The organism is Desulfovibrio sp. 3_1_syn3, assembly GCF_000145315.2.
Lineage (GTDB): Bacteria > Desulfobacterota > Desulfovibrionia > Desulfovibrionales > Desulfovibrionaceae > Desulfovibrio > Desulfovibrio fairfieldensis.
The window spans coordinates 2,553,184-2,567,398 of record NZ_ADDR02000001.1 but is presented as its reverse complement, the minus strand read 5'-3'; the positions used below and the strand labels follow the sequence as shown (position 1 = coordinate 2,567,398).

At 62.8% G+C, this 14,215-nt stretch carries 11 protein-coding genes; 5 read left to right on the top strand and 6 right to left on the bottom strand.

Annotated features, from left to right (window positions below; all coding sequences use genetic code 11):
- Positions 1 to 11: 11 nt before the first annotated feature.
- The 4 genes from HMPREF0326_RS10870 to HMPREF0326_RS10855 are packed head-to-tail and all read right to left on the bottom strand — an operon-like array spanning position 12 to position 3,807.
- Positions 12 to 1,013 (bottom strand): DUF1848 domain-containing protein, encoded by a 1,002-nt coding sequence (locus HMPREF0326_RS10870; RefSeq protein WP_008683795.1) that lies wholly within the window; start codon positions 1,011 to 1,013, stop codon positions 12 to 14.
- Positions 1,014 to 1,027: 14 nt separating this feature from the next.
- Positions 1,028 to 1,891 carry a metal ABC transporter permease gene (locus HMPREF0326_RS10865; RefSeq protein ID WP_008683796.1) on the bottom strand — a complete coding sequence of 288 codons (864 nt, stop codon included), beginning with the start codon at positions 1,889 to 1,891 and terminating at the stop codon, positions 1,028 to 1,030.
- Positions 1,884 to 2,828 (bottom strand): metal ABC transporter ATP-binding protein, encoded by a 945-nt coding sequence (locus HMPREF0326_RS10860; RefSeq protein WP_008683798.1) that lies wholly within the window; start codon positions 2,826 to 2,828, stop codon positions 1,884 to 1,886. Before HMPREF0326_RS10860 ends, HMPREF0326_RS10865 begins: the two co-directional genes overlap by 8 nt.
- Positions 2,815 to 3,807 (bottom strand): metal ABC transporter substrate-binding protein, encoded by a 993-nt coding sequence (locus HMPREF0326_RS10855; protein WP_008683799.1) that lies wholly within the window; start codon positions 3,805 to 3,807, stop codon positions 2,815 to 2,817. Before HMPREF0326_RS10855 ends, HMPREF0326_RS10860 begins: the two co-directional genes overlap by 14 nt.
- A gap of 251 nt (positions 3,808 to 4,058) precedes the next feature.
- Between HMPREF0326_RS10855 and HMPREF0326_RS10850 the strand changes: the two genes are divergently transcribed.
- Positions 4,059 to 4,895: an aldo/keto reductase gene (locus HMPREF0326_RS10850; RefSeq protein ID WP_008683800.1), complete on the top strand. Its 837-nt coding sequence runs from the start codon at positions 4,059 to 4,061 to the stop codon at positions 4,893 to 4,895.
- Between the two features lie 426 nt (positions 4,896 to 5,321).
- Positions 5,322 to 7,442, top strand: coding sequence for a methyl-accepting chemotaxis protein (locus HMPREF0326_RS10845; RefSeq protein ID WP_020990523.1), 2,121 nt, complete (start codon positions 5,322 to 5,324; stop codon positions 7,440 to 7,442).
- 213 nt (positions 7,443 to 7,655) lie between these two features.
- On the opposite strand, the gene HMPREF0326_RS10840 is transcribed toward HMPREF0326_RS10845, so the two are convergent.
- Together HMPREF0326_RS10840 and fdnG are read right to left on the bottom strand one after the other, a co-directional pair.
- Positions 7,656 to 8,396: a 4Fe-4S dicluster domain-containing protein gene (locus tag HMPREF0326_RS10840; protein WP_008683802.1), complete on the bottom strand. Its 741-nt coding sequence runs from the start codon at positions 8,394 to 8,396 to the stop codon at positions 7,656 to 7,658.
- 2 nt (positions 8,397 to 8,398) lie between these two features.
- Entirely contained in the window at positions 8,399 to 11,431 is a 3,033-nt protein-coding gene (gene fdnG / locus HMPREF0326_RS10835; protein WP_147568419.1) for a formate dehydrogenase-N subunit alpha, read from the bottom strand.
- Between the two features lie 447 nt (positions 11,432 to 11,878).
- On the opposite strand from fdnG, the gene HMPREF0326_RS10825 reads away from it, so the two are divergent.
- From HMPREF0326_RS10825 to HMPREF0326_RS10815, 3 genes are read left to right on the top strand one after another with little or no spacing between them, the layout of a single operon-like run.
- Complete coding sequence (locus HMPREF0326_RS10825) at positions 11,879 to 12,766, top strand: formate dehydrogenase accessory protein FdhE (RefSeq protein ID WP_008683807.1); 888 nt, start codon at positions 11,879 to 11,881, stop codon at positions 12,764 to 12,766.
- Positions 12,766 to 13,569 (top strand): formate dehydrogenase accessory sulfurtransferase FdhD, encoded by an 804-nt coding sequence (locus HMPREF0326_RS10820; protein ID WP_008683809.1) that lies wholly within the window; start codon positions 12,766 to 12,768, stop codon positions 13,567 to 13,569. The genes HMPREF0326_RS10825 and HMPREF0326_RS10820 overlap by 1 nt, the downstream gene beginning before the upstream one ends.
- Complete coding sequence (locus HMPREF0326_RS10815; protein ID WP_008683810.1) at positions 13,566 to 14,189, top strand: molybdenum cofactor guanylyltransferase; 624 nt, start codon at positions 13,566 to 13,568, stop codon at positions 14,187 to 14,189. Before HMPREF0326_RS10820 ends, HMPREF0326_RS10815 begins: the two co-directional genes overlap by 4 nt.
- Positions 14,190 to 14,215: the final 26 nt, after the last annotated feature.

The following is a 14,215-nucleotide window of genomic DNA, read 5'->3' as shown; positions in this document are numbered from 1 at the left end:
TGCCCGAGGATTCAGATCAGGCTCTCCGCGCCGGGCCGCCGCGACAACAGCCGGGCCCGGACCACAGCCTGGGATTGATTGGCATAACAATAGACGCAGGCGTGGGCGCAGGTGCTGTACGCGCCGATATCCTTGGCGGGCAGGCATTGGCAGTGCTTGCGGCGGCTGGGATCTTTGGCGGCCTTGCCGGGTCTGCTTCCAGGCAGTAAGGACGCGCGTGTCGGGTCCAGGCCGCAGAACCGCTGGATCTCCGCGTCGTCCGGGCAGAGGCGACTGATCAATGCCGGATCCACGCAGGCATTGGGCGCGATGCCCAGGGCGGAAAGATTCAGAGCTTCGGCGCAGGTGCACAGCGCCAAGGGATGCGGCCACGCGGCGTTGCGGCGGGCCAGGCCTTGAGCCAGGGCCAGCATTTCCGCTTCCGAAGGCGCGCGCGGCACTGCGGCATGGGCGGCCAGACGGCTTCTGATCTTCAGGTACATATCCAGAAAGCTGATTACCAGCTTGTCCGTATACGGACTGATCCTGCGGCCCAGGGCATCCAGGCGTTCCAGCAGGGCTTCCGGAGGCAGTTGCGCGGCCAGCAGCAGCGGGTCCCAGCGCCAGATCACCCGCTGCCTGCCGAGCCGTTCCGACAGGCGCCAGAAGGTTTCCAGGCGCTGCTCCAGCGGGGGCAGGCCCGGCTCCAGGCCCTCGGCTTCATAATTGTTGAGCGTGAACTGAAAGTAATACTTGAAGCCGTAATCCTCGATTTCCGACAGATGCGGCAGCAGGGGCAGGGGATTTTTGCTCCAGAAGATCAGCAGCCTGCAACGCTCGAAGGAGACGTATTGTCCTTGTCCGGCGTTAAAGGGATTGCGCCAGAGGCAATATCCGGCGCGCAGGCGTTCCAGCAGCCAGCGGACGTGAAAAGCCGGAATGTCCGTGGCCCGGCTGGCTGAAATGACATACGGGGCCACGGCCCGGCTCGGGCCGTGGGCTGTGGTGATCTGAAGAGTGGGCCAGGGGGACATGGCAGCGCGCGGGTTCAGGCCCGCCGGTGCCCGCGCAGGGCGGCCCAGACGCAGCTTGCCGCGAACCAGCAGCAGGAAACCAGAATTATGGTGGCTCCACTGGACGTGGCCAGCCAATCCTGGGCGGACAGAGTCAGCCCGGCGAAGCCGGAACTGATGCCCACCAGCAAGGCCCACCAGAACATGCCGCCTGCGGTGCGGGCCAGATTGCGGGCTGTGGCCGCCGGTACGATGAGCATGGCCGTGACCAGCAGCACGCCCACGGCCCAGACCGAAAACATGACCACCAAGGCCAGCAGGCCCGCGAAAAGATATTGCCAGAGAGCCACGCGTATGCCGTGCACCCTGGCCATGACCGGATTGAGGGCTATAGCCAGGAGGCGGTTGTAGCCCACGGCCTGAAAGAGCAACATGCCCAGGAAGAGCAGGCCCAGAAAGGCGATTTCGCCTTCGCTGATAGTCAGGATGTCGCCGTAGAGGAATTGCTGCATGTCGCGGGCCACGCCGCTGGCCCGGCTGACCACGGCCAGGCCGAAGGCCACCACCGCTGAAAACACGATGCCGATGGCCGTATCGGCGGAGAGATTGCTTTTGCGGCGCACGACCATGACCGCCAGCCCCACCAGCACGCCGAAAAGCGGCATGGACAGCCGGGGGTTCACAGCCAGAATCAGGCCTAGGGCCACTCCGGCGAAGGCCGAGTGCCCGATGGCGTCGGAAAAGAAGGCCATGCGGAAATTGATGACCTCCACGCCCAGCACGGCTGCCATGGGCGTGAGCAGCAACAGACCCAGCAGGGCCTGTTGCATGAAGCGGGCCTGCAGGCAGTCCAGGGGCAACAGGCCGATCAGCGTGTAAACCGGCGAGAAATCAGGCATGAGGATTTCCCCCGGCGGTATTGCCCGCTTCGGCCGGATTGTCCGGTGCTGCCGTGGCCGCCGGGGGCACGTGCAGAGCGCAGCCCCGGCAGGGAAGGGGGGCCAGGACGTTCAGCCGCTGTCCCGGATCGGACGGCAGATGATCCGGCCCGTGCAGCGCCCCGCACTGGGGGCAGGCCGGGTCCGCGCCGTCGCACTGGTCCGGATAGAGGTGGATGGGCACACCGAAGAGATTCAGCAAGGTGGCGGCGGTCAGGGTGGTGCGCGGCGGACCCTCGGCGCGCACATATTTGTTCAGGCAGATCACATGCGTGGCGTAATGGGCCGCCAGGGGCAGATTGTGGCTGACCATGAGCTGGGTAAAGCCGTATTCGCGCCGGGCCGTGTCCAGGACTTCCCAGAACAGGCGTTCGCCCTGAAAATCCACGCCCGCTTCCGGTTCGTCCAGCACCAGCAGCTCCGGCTCATGGCCCAGAGCCGCTGCCAGCAGCACACGGCGCAGTTCGCCGCCGGAGAGGTCGCCCAGGCGGCGGTTTTCCAGATGTTCGGCCCGTACCAGAGCCAGCAGGCGGCGAGCCCGTGCGCGCGCCCCGGCTTTCAGCCCCAGCCAGAGCGGCCTGCGCTGGCGCTCCAGAGACAGAAATTCGCTGACCAGCAACGGCAGGCCGCCGTCCATCTGCAATTGCTGGGGCACATAAGCCAGGCGCGGCCAGGCCGCGCCGCGCCTGCCGTCGGGAAGGATGCGCCCGGTATAGGGCGCTTCGCCGATGAGGCAGAGCAGCAGGGTGGTCTTGCCCGCGCCGTTGGGGCCCACCAGCACGGTATTGCCGCCGCGCGGCACGCCGGCGCAGATGTCCTCAAGAATCTGATTGTTTCCCCGGCGTACGCTCAGATGCTCAAAGGCGATGGCCGGGGCGGAGTCTTCAACGCGGGTCAAAATAATGCTCAAGGGTTTTGCAATTGGCGGTCATGACGGTCTCATAGTAGCTCAGGGGCGCATCGGCGGGACCCGAGGCCACGGGATCAAGCTGCGCCGCGGGCACGCCGGTTTCGCGCGCCAGGGTCTGGGCGGGTTTGTCCGAATACTGCGGCTCGCCGGCAATGAGCACGGGCTTTTCTTCGCGGATGCGCCGCACCAGTTCCATGAGCCGGGCCGCCGAGGGTTGAACGTCCTCGCTTTCCTGAATCACGTCCATAACCTCCAGGCCCGCGTCATGGACCAGATAGGCCAGCGCGTCGTGTTGCAGCACAATGCCCTTGCGCGGGGCGCAGGCCCCCACCTCGGCAAGACGGCGGCCCACGGAAAGCAGGCGCGCGGCATAGTCCTCGGCGGCGGCACGATAGGCCGCCGCCCCTTGAGGATCAACGCGGGCCAGGCCTGCGGCGATATTATAGACCATGGCGGCGGCTTGCCGCGGTCCGGCAAAAATGTGCGGATTGACATTGCCGTGGTCGTGTCCGGCATGCGGAGAAGGCGACATGCCGCGCGGCAGGGGCAGAGGATCAATGCCTTTGCTGCTGTCAATGACCGTGACCTTGGCGTTGATTTTTTTCAGGGGGGCGGCCAGGAACTCTTCCAGCCCCAGGCCGTTCATTACCACCACCTGGGCCTGCGCCAATTTTTGCAGATCGAGGGGCGTGGGGGCGTAGTCATGGGGGCAACCGGCCTGAGCCGGAATCAGTAGCTCCACCCGCACATAGGGGCGGCTGTGGGCCACATTACGGGTGAACAGATATACCGGAAACGTGGTCGCCAGCACGCGCAGTTCAGCGGGTTGGCCGGAGGCTTGGGGCGGTGCGGCCTGCACGGGCTGGGGCCGTATGCTGAAAAAAAGCCCGGCCAGAACAGCCAGGACAAGCAGAATATGGGTCAGACGGACAGGCGGACGGCCCGGCGCGGCGGAATGTGCGGACATGGCGGTATTCCACGGTTAAGATAGTAGCAAGACTACCTTTCATAAGACCCGAAATGGGCGCTGTCAAGGCGGCGGACGGGCCTGCGACGTTGCCGGGGCTTGCCGAGCCGCCTCGCCCACAGTACTCTGAAAGAACGTGCATGCCCGGCACGCGGGTGGTGTAGAGTTTGAACTGTGTCACATTTCAACCCTAAAATATTCTTAATGACAACAGGCTGTGCCGGAACAATCCGGTACGGCGGGAGTTTTATATGATTGAAAATATTTCCGCTTTGTTGCGTCTTAATGACGGCATGGAGATGCCCGGTTTCGGCTTCGGCTGTTATAAGGCTTCAGGGCCTGAACTGGCTCTGGCCGTGCGGGAAGCCGTGGCCTGCGGCTATCGCTATATTGACACGGCCGCGTATTACCACAATGAAGGCACGGTGGGCGAAGCCTTGCGGCGAAGCGGCCAACCGCGCGAAACGCTGTTCGTGCTTTCCAAAATCTGGCCCACGGACTTTGCCGAGCCGGTACGCGCTCTGGATCAGAGCCTCAAGCTGTTGGGCCTGGATTATCTGGACGGCTGTCTGTTGCACTGGCCGGGCCTGGACGACGCCCGGCGGCTGCGCGCTTTTGAGCAGTTGTTGCGCCAGAAAGAGCAGGGCAAGATCCGCGTCCTGGGCGTTTCCAATTTTCTGGCCGAGCATCTCAGCGAAATGCGCGACACCTTCGGTTTCTGGCCTGCGCTCAACCAGATTGAAGTCCACCCTTTGTTCAGCCAGGCGGGGCTCTGCCGTTTCTGCGCCCAATGCGGCATCCAGGTCGTTTCCTGGAGCCCGTTGGGCCGGGGACGGGACATGGAGCAGCCTGTTGTGCGGGAACTGGCCGCCACGCTCAACAAAACACCGGCTCAGATACTGCTGCGCTGGCATCTGGAAAAAGGTCTTTTGCCCATTCCCAAATCCGTCCATCGGGAACGGATCAGGGAAAACAGCGAGGTTTTTGATTTCCGACTGACCTCGGAGCAGGTGGCGGCCTTGGATAACCTGGAACTACCGGACGGGCAGGGACGTATGGGACCGGACCCGCTGACCTATCCCCGTTGACCTATCCCCGCTGTCCCCCACTGATCCACTGTCCGGCCTCTTGTCTGTTTGCCTTTTCTCCCGGCCCTCCTCATATAATCTTCTTTTCCCGGTATCCTGGCCCCCCCAGGGGCGGCCCAGATACCGGGGTTTCGGCCCGTTCAATAAGCCGCATCAAACACTTGGGATGACCCTTGTGATGTTCCGCCGGGAACGATTGCCGACAGACAAAATAACCGGGGTCGACCAGCAATCTCCCATATATATTTTTTAATAAATATGATCATATGAAGGCAAGGCGTTTGCCTGTTCCGGGCCGGAGGCATTCATGGGCCCGTGGTTCAGGTCGGCCCGTTGCGAAGGACTTCAGCGCACAGCCGCGGACGTTGCGGCCGTGCGTCTATATACCGCAATGAAGCGGGTTTCTCCACATAACGAGGCGTTCTTATGTTTACGAGCAGTATAGGCAAAAAAATCGGCAGCGGTTTCGCGCTGCTTCTTCTGCTCGCCTGTCTGGCGGGCTACCTTTCTTCGGCGGAAATGCGGCGGGCGGCCGATGATTCCCGGCGCGTGGCCGCCGAATATATTCCCAAGGTCAAATTCGCCCTTAACCTGGGCTGGAGCCTCAACGACGCGTTGACCCGCATCAATGAGGCCCCCGGAAGCGAACAGGCCGGACAGGAGGCGTTACAGGCTCTGGAAAAAGTGCGGGCCGACTTTGAAAAAATGCGTGAGCATTCCATAAAATACCCCTCGCATGTGCCCTTGGTGGAATTCGTGCGCGATTTCCCGGCGCCGTTTGAAGCTCTGGTAGCATCCACCCGGGAAACTATTGAAACCGGGGAACACACGCGCGCCGTCATAGCGCGTATGGAGGGGCTCGGCGCGGCGGCTCTGGAATCCCTGACGGCTCTGGAAGATCTGGTCCGGGAAACCACACGCGAGTTTGTCGAGGCCGGCAATACGGCCATGAGCCTGCAATATGCCGACAATCAGCGTGACGCGGCGCGTCTTTACGCCATGACCCAGGAAATCCGCCTGTTGATGAAAGGCGTTATATACAACAACGATGCGGCGGCTTTTGCCGCGGCGGAAGAAATTTTCACGCGTATGAACGCGCTTGCCGCGACAGTAAAGGGAAGGCTGGTCAAGCCCGCCTGCCAGGAAGCCTTTGCGCGGGCGGAAAAAAGCATGAGCGAATATATGACCGGCGCGCGCGAAATGTTCGCGGCCAAAGGCAAAGAGGCTGAGATTTCGACGCGGCTGGCAGACTATGCCGCGGCCACAAGCCGTCTGACGCACGACATCGGGGTAACGGGCTTGCGCATTGCCGAAGGCATTGTCAACAGCAATTACGAGGATCTGAAATCCACCGTTCGCAACAGCCTGATTATTCTGGCGGCGGTATTGCTTTTGGGCGCCGCGCTGGCTGTGGGCATTACGCGTATGATCACCAAACCCCTGCGCGCGACCGTGGACTTCGCTCAGGGAGTGGCTGCCGGAAATCTGGACCAGGAACTGGCTCTGCACGCACGGGATGAGACCGGCCGTCTGGCCGATGCCTTGCGCAGCATGGTGGGCAGCCTGCGGCAGCGTCTGGCGGAAGTGACCGAACAGTCGGAACAGGCGCGCCGCAAGGGCGAGGAAGCCCGGCTGGCCTTGGAGGAAGCCCATGCCGCGCGCAAGGCTGCCGACAGCGCCCGCAGGGAAGGCATCCAGTCCGCGGCCGCGCGGATGGAGGACATTGTGCGCGCCGTGTCCGAGGCATCGGAGATTCTGAGCAGCCGCATTGCCGGAGCCGGGGCCGGAGCGGAAGATGCCGCGGCGGGCATGGGCGAAACCTCTACCGCCATGGATGAGATGAACGCCACGGTCTCAGAGGTGGCGCGCAATGCTTCTGAAACGGCTTCGTTCAGCGACAGGATGCGCAGCCGCGCCCACGAAGGCGCGGGTGTGGTGCGTGACGCCGTGAACGGCATTGAAAAAGCCCGTAATCAGGCCTCGGTGCTCAAAGAAGCCATGGAAGCGCTCGGCGAGCAGGCCGAGGGCATCAGCCGGATTATGACCACTATCTCGGACATTGCCGACCAGACCAATCTTTTGGCTCTGAACGCCGCCATTGAGGCGGCGCGGGCCGGGGACGCGGGACGCGGTTTTGCCGTGGTGGCCGACGAAGTGCGCAAGCTGGCGGAAAAAACCATGAGCGCCACCACGGAAGTGGGCAGCGCCATCGGCGACATTCAAAAGGCCACAGGCAACAATATCCGGTATGTGGAACAGACCGTCGCAATGATCGTCAGCACCTCGACCCTGGCGGACAGCTCCGGCGCGGCTCTGGAAGAGATCGTCTCCATGGCCGTTGAGGCTTCGGACAAGGTGCGCACCATAGCCACGGCCGCTGAGGAGCAGTCTTCGGCTTCGGAAGAGATCACCAGGGCCGTGGGCCGGGTGAACGGTATTTCCGGCGATGTGGCCGAAGCCATGCGCGAGGCTTCGCGGGCTTTGGAAAGCCTTGCGGCGCAGGAAGAAGTGCTGCGGCAATTGATCATGGAACTGAAGCAGGGATAAGGAAAGGCCGGGAGCGTTGATTGTCAACGCTCCCGGCCTCCGGTTTTCGATAATGATTCGCTGATGCTCTGGGAGCTATTTCTAAATTAGGCTTTTCGTTCTCTGCCAAGAAAGGCGTATCCTGGGCGGAGGGAGCATATTCAAACATATTCGACCTTCGCACGGGCGAGCCTGACGCCGGCAGAGAGCGAAAGGACAATTTAGAGACAGCTCCTAGCCGCGCAGCACGCGCTGGAACAGGTCCCGGCGGGAGATGTTCCGGGCGGGCTGCGTTTTTTCGGTGCTGGCCAGCATGGTCCGTGAGGCGTCGGCCACGGCATGCTCAAAGTAGGCGGCCGGGGCTTCTTTGAAGAGATAGATGACGCGCACGCTGTCCGCATCCCCCAGGCTGGCCTCGGGCCAGTCTTTTTTGACTTCCTCCAGGCGCTTCCCGGCGAGGGCCTGCATTTCTTCCTCGTCGCCGAAGTTCATGCAGCCCGTGGGGCATGAGGCCACGCAGGCCGGAACCATGCCCTGCGTAATGCGGTCAAAGCACATGTCGCACTTGGTGATCCGGCCGCTTTCCTCGTCTTTGCGGGGAATGTCATAGGGACAGGCCGAGCGCACGCCTTCAAAGTCCACTTTGGCCGAATCCGGCATGGGCACCACGGCCCCGGTGGCTTCATCGTGCAAAAAGGCGCTTTCCGATTCCATATCCGCCTGTGCTTTGCAGGGGGCATCCACACAGTGGCGGCACTGCTCGGGGAAGAAGTTCCAGCTGACCTTGCCGTTCTTGTCCGCTGCTTCCTTGAAACGCACCACCCTGATGGTCTGCCCCGAGAGATCGGGCGGGTTCTGGTGCGAACCGCTGTTGCGGGTTTTTTCAGCGGGCAGGTTTTTCCATTGCTTACAGGCGATCTGACAGCCACGGCAGGCTGTACAGCGCGTCAAATCCACAAAGAACATCTTGCCCATGACTAGCCCGCCTTCTTTTCAATGTTGACCATAAAGGCCTTGCTTTCCGGAATACCCGTGTTCGGGTCGCCCACCATGGCGGTGAGCAGGTTGGCGGCGTCGCCGCCGTCTTCCGGAACCAGCCAGCCGAAGTGCCAGGACGTGCCGATGACGTGCACTGTCTTGCCGTTGGCGGTGTAAGGCTTCAGGCGCGGGGTGACCATGGCCACGCATTCTATCTTGCCGCGGGGGCTGGTCAGCACGACCTTGTCGCCGTTTTTGATGCCCTTGGCCTTGGCCAGTACCGGGTCCAGCTCCGCGAAATTCTGGGGCTCGGCCTCGGTGAGCCAGGGCACGCGACGGGTCATCAGGCCGGTCTGCCAGTGCTCGGTCACCCGGTAGGTGGTGCCGATGTAGGGGTATTTTTTGTCATTCACGGCCAGTTGCTCGCCCGGAGCCTTGTAATAGACCGGACTGCGCGCCTGGGACGAGAAGTCGTGCTTGGCGAAGGGAGATTCGGCGGGTTCGTAATATTCGGGGAAGGGCCCGTCAGCGCAGCCCGGCCCGTAAATGGCCCCGAAGCCGTCCTTCTGCATAATGAAGGGATGCTTGGCCCCCGGACCGCCTCCGCCGTCCACGATGTCGCCTACCCAGGCCTTGCCGTCCCAGGCGATGACCGCCTTGTCCGGATTCCAGGGGTTGCCGTTCTTGTCCACCGAGGCACGGTTGTAGATGATCCGGCGGTTGGCGGGCCAGGAGAAGGACCAGTTGGGGAACAGGCCGATGCGCGCCTGGTCCTCTGTCTGGCTGTGCTCCTGCCGGGCCATCAGGTTGCCCTTTTCAGTCCACGCGCCGGAATGCAGCCAGTTGCCGCTGGCCGTGGAGCCGTCGGCCTGGAGCACCACAAAGTTGGGCACCTGCTCTCCGGCTTTGTATTCCTTGTCGCCGATCTTCACGTCGCGGGTGAAGTAACCGTTCATGATCTTGGCCACCTTGGCCGGGCTGAAGGCATGGCCTTCCTTCCAGCCGTCGATGCCCAGCTGCAGCACCGGTTCCGGAAACGCGCCGCCCTGCTGGTAGAGCTTGCGGATTTCCTCCATCAGCTCCAGCATGATGTCGCCGTCGGGCTTGGTTTCGCCCCATGGGGTGGGCCCGGCATAGCGCCACTGGATCCAGCGTCCGGAGTTGCTCACCGAGCCTTCTTTTTCAATGGAGACGGCGCAGGGCAACAGGAAGACCTCGGTCTTTATCTGGGCGGGGTCCATGCCGGGACCGCGCCAGAATGAGCCGGTTTCATTATCAAAGAGATTGACGTTGACCAGCCAGTCCAGCTTGGTCATGGCCTGGCGGTGTTTGTTGGAGTTGGGACCGGAGCAGGCCGGGTTCATACCCCAGGCGAACAGGCCCTTGATCTCTCCTTGGCCCATCTTGTGGAATACGGACTGCCAGTAGTAGTCCAGCAGGGATTTGCCCGCGTCCACGCGTGGCAGCAGGCTATAGCCCTCCTCGGGCGAAAGCGCCGGGAAGAAGGATTTGATCAGGCTGGCCATGTACTTGGGCCGGTGCTGCCACCAGTTCACGCTCATGGGGTCGGCGGACTTGGGCGTGGTCGCGTTGTAGTCCGCCAGGGTCGCATGGGCGCTGGTGGGACCGGCCAGATAGCCGGGGAAGCTGGACGAAAGCAGGCCGTGGTCCGTGGAGCCCTGCACGTTGGATTCGCCGCGCAGGGCGTTGACGCCGCCCCCGGCTACGCCGATGTTGCCCAGCAGCAGCTGGACCATGGACATGGTGCGGATATTCTGCACGCCGTAGGTGTGCTGGGTCCAACCCATGGCGTACAGAATGGTGCCCGCCTTGTCCGGCCTGCCGGTGGCGGCAAAGGCCTTGTAGACGGTTTCCAGATCCTTGGCCGGAGTGCCCGTGGCCTTGGCCACGGCGGCGATGCTGTAGCGCTTGTAATGGCCGCGCAGCAGGTTGAGCACGCAACGCGGGTTCTTGAAGCTCGCGTCACGCACGGGCACGCCCTTGTCGTCCAGCTCAAAGGCCCAGGCCTTTTTGTCGTACGCGGCTTTCTTGGCGTCAAAGCCCGCGAACAGGCCGTTTTTAAAGCCGTACTTCTTGTTCACCACCAGAGGGGCGTTGGTGTATTCGCGCACGTATTCCTCGAAATAGAGCTTATTGTCGAGGATGTATTTGATCATCCCGCCCAGAAAGGCGATGTCCGAGCCGGGGCGCAGGCCCACATGATGGTGGCACAGGCCCGAGGTACGCGTGAAGCGCGGGTCCACATGGATGAGCGTGGCGCCCTTATCTTTGGCGCGCAGCACCCACTTAAAGGAAATGGGATGGTTTTCGGCAGCATTGCTGCCCATGATCAACACACAATCACTGTTGGCGATATCGTTCCAGTGATTCGTCATCGCACCGCGTCCGAAAGACTCTGCCAGAGCCTTGACTGTGGAGCTGTGTCAGAGACGCGCCTGGTGCTCGATATACACCAGGCCCAGGGCGCGCTGCATGGCCTGAAGGGCCCAGCATTCTTCATTGTCCAGAGCGGCGGAACCCAGGGAGGCAATGGCCTCGGTGCGGTTGACCACCTGACCGGCCGCGTTTTTCTCCGTAAAGGTGGCGTCGCGGGTGGCTTTGACGCGTTTGGCGATCTCCGGCAGGGCCCAGCTCCATTCCACTTCCTTCCATTCCGTGGCGCCGGGCGCGCGATACAGCGGCTTTTGGGGCCGGTCTTTATTGGACGCCAACTGGAAGGTGGACGCGCCTTTGGCGCACAGGCTGCCTTCATTGATGGGATGGTCTGGGTTGCCTTCCACGTTGATGGCCTTGCCCGGCCCGTCGGGGTGCCCTTCGGCGCTGGTGCTGACCAGCAACCCGCAGCCCACGGCGCAATAGCAGCAGACCGAGGTGGTCTGCCTGGTCCATTTCAGCTTGGCGTCCTGCGCCGCCGCGGCCACCGGAGTCAGGCTGATGCCCAGACCGCCGAAGGCCACACTGGCGGTGGCGCCCGCGCCCAGCTTCAGAAAGCCTCTGCGCGAAAATTGCATATGCTCTTCTCCTTGGTAGAGGAATGCGCTGTCCGGCATTCTTTATTTTATTATGCTTTAAAAAACATAATAAAAAATTTGTGTATAACGCGCTCATGCCATCAGAATATTCTCGCCATCCTCATATACTTCTTCCTTAAGCGATGAAAATGACAGTCATCATGGGGTATGCTGCGTTATGGTAACGGTATATGTGCCTTGCTGCCATGTCAATATAGTGAAAAAAAATTCATGATTGCCTCTCAACTTCCGCTGTTATAAATTCCGCCGTATTGTCAGATACGGGCGGGACAAAGGGCCTCGGAGGCGGCCAAGGCGACGCGTAAAATTTTTCGCGCGGTTGCACGGTTCCGGCTTCTGTCGTATAGCACGAGCGGGGGATTGTCCCGCATCCTCCGTGGTCCTGCTACTTTTACCCGGCACCCTCAGCGCCTATGGAAGAAATATATGGTCACTCTCTTTTCCCTTGATGACGCCGCCCTGAGCCGCCGCCTGGAGCGTCTTGCCTCCCTGGCCTGGCTGCCCGGAGCCCTGCTGGAAATTGTGGGCGGCACGCTGCGTCTGCAACGGGCGGCTCGCAGCAGCCTGAACCCGCCGGATGCGGCGCGTCTTGCTGTAGCCGGACCCGGGGCCCGGGCCCAGAGCGCGCCCTTGCTGGCCGCCGCTGACTTTCCCTATGATCCTGCTCCGGCCCGTCCGCTCTGGGACGAACTCTGCGTCCTGCTGGCCTCGCTCCGGGGCAGCCCGGCCGAGGCCGTGCAAACCCTGCGCCGGGAAACTGCGGCGGATGAGATGCTGCCCGCCAAAGCCTTCGCGGCCTTCATGCAAAACGATGAAGCCTTTTTCTCCGCCTGGGCCGGCCGCCTGCCGCAGGCCCCGGCCCTGATTCATTTTCTGGCCCAGGCCACCCTGACTCCGCAACTGGCCGCCGTGACCGATGCTCTGGCCACCGCGCGCGACGACCGGCGCGTCTGGGAACACGGGCATTGCCCGCACTGCGGCCGTCCGCCCTTCATGGGCGAACTGCACGGCAAGGAAGGCCTGCGCCGGCATACCTGTTCATTCTGCGGCGCGAGCTACAGAGCGGCCAGGTTGCAATGCCCCTTCTGCCTGGAGCGTGGAGAGGACAAGTTACGCATGTTTACCACCGACAGCCTGCCGTTCTTTGAAGTGCATGTCTGCAAGACCTGTAACAACTACATAAAGCTGGCCGATCTGCGTGAACAGGCCGAAGCCCTGCCGGCGGCCCTGAGTGATCTGGCTTCGCTGCCGCTGGACATGCTGGCCCGGCAGGAGGGCTACAGTCGCCCGACGCCGTCGGCCTGGGGTTTCTGATGCATAGCGCCCGCGGCGGATGGCCGTCCGGCCCGGCCCCTCTGGATGTGCGGGCCCGGCGCTTCCGGCGCGGCCGCTGGGAGGATCTGCCTGAGGTGGCCGCCCGTGAAGAAGCCGTACGCGTGCTTCATCCCGGCGGAAGCGCCGACCTCTGGGCTTGGCCGCATGAGCTGGAGGATCTGGCCTTGGGGCATGTGCTGCTGGACTGCTCCCCATGCGGAACGGCGGTATCCCGCTCTGACCGAGGGCAGGGGAATGTCTTGGGGGACAGGCCCGTGCCCCTGCGAGCCGGGCGGGTGGAGCGTCTGGACACGCCAGAGGGACGGCATTGCCTGCGGGTGTGCTTGGAGCTTTCTTCGGCTGATCCCGCTGCCCCTGCCACGACGCCGCGCCTCGGCGCCACCGCTCTGCTGGCGCGGATGAATGATTTTTTTGCCGAACCGGGTCTCTGGGACGGCACGGGTTCGTTCCACCGCGCGGGCTTGTTCCACCCCGAAAAAGGGCTGGTACGGGTGGCCGAAGATATCGGACGCCACAATTGTCTGGACCGCCTGGCCGGATTCTGCGCCCGACAGAACCTTGAACCCGCTGCGCATGCGCTGTTTATCTCCGCCCGGATCACCGGCAGCCTGTATGCCAAGGCCCGGCGGGCGGGCTTCGCGTTGCTGGTCAGCCGGGGCGCGGTGACCGGCGCGGCCCTGACAGCGGCCATGGCCCAGGACATAACTCTGGTGGGCTTTTGCCGCCCTGCGGAGGAACGGTTGACCGTGTTCTGTGACAGTGCCGGGCGGGTGACGGCATGACCAAAACCACCAGGGGCGATGTGGCCGGTGTGGTGCTGGCCGGAGGACTTTCTTCCCGCCTGGGACAGGAAAAGGCCCTCTTGAGGGTGCACGGCCGGGAACAGCCGGATCTGCTGTGCCGCACGCACAACCTTTTGACCGCGCTTTTGCCCCAATGCTGGGTGGCCTGTCGTCCGGGACGCCCGCGTCCGGGCTATGACTGTCTTTATGATCAGGTGGCGGGCCTGGGCCCGTTCAGCGGCGTGCATGCGGCCCTGCGCGGGGCAGCGCAACAGGGGTATGCCGCCGTACTGGCCTTGTCCTGCGATCTGCCTTTCATGGACGACGCCACCTTGCGCCGCCTGCTGGCCGCGCGCGACGCCGCGTCCTCCGACCGCCTGCTCACAACATTCTGCCAGACCGAAACGGGTTTTATCGAGGCGCTCACGGCCATCTATGAAGTGGCGGCGCTGCCCTTGTTCGACAAGGCCCTGGCCCAAGGCGAGCGCAAGTTGAGCCGCATCATTCCCCTGGAACGGCAGGAGCGCATCGCCTACAGCCAGGGCGAAGCCCTGCCATTTTTCAACATCAATTATCCCGCTGACCTGGAGCTGGTGCGCCGCCTGCTGGCCGCAGTCTAGACCGGATTACCTTTGAAACGCTTTGC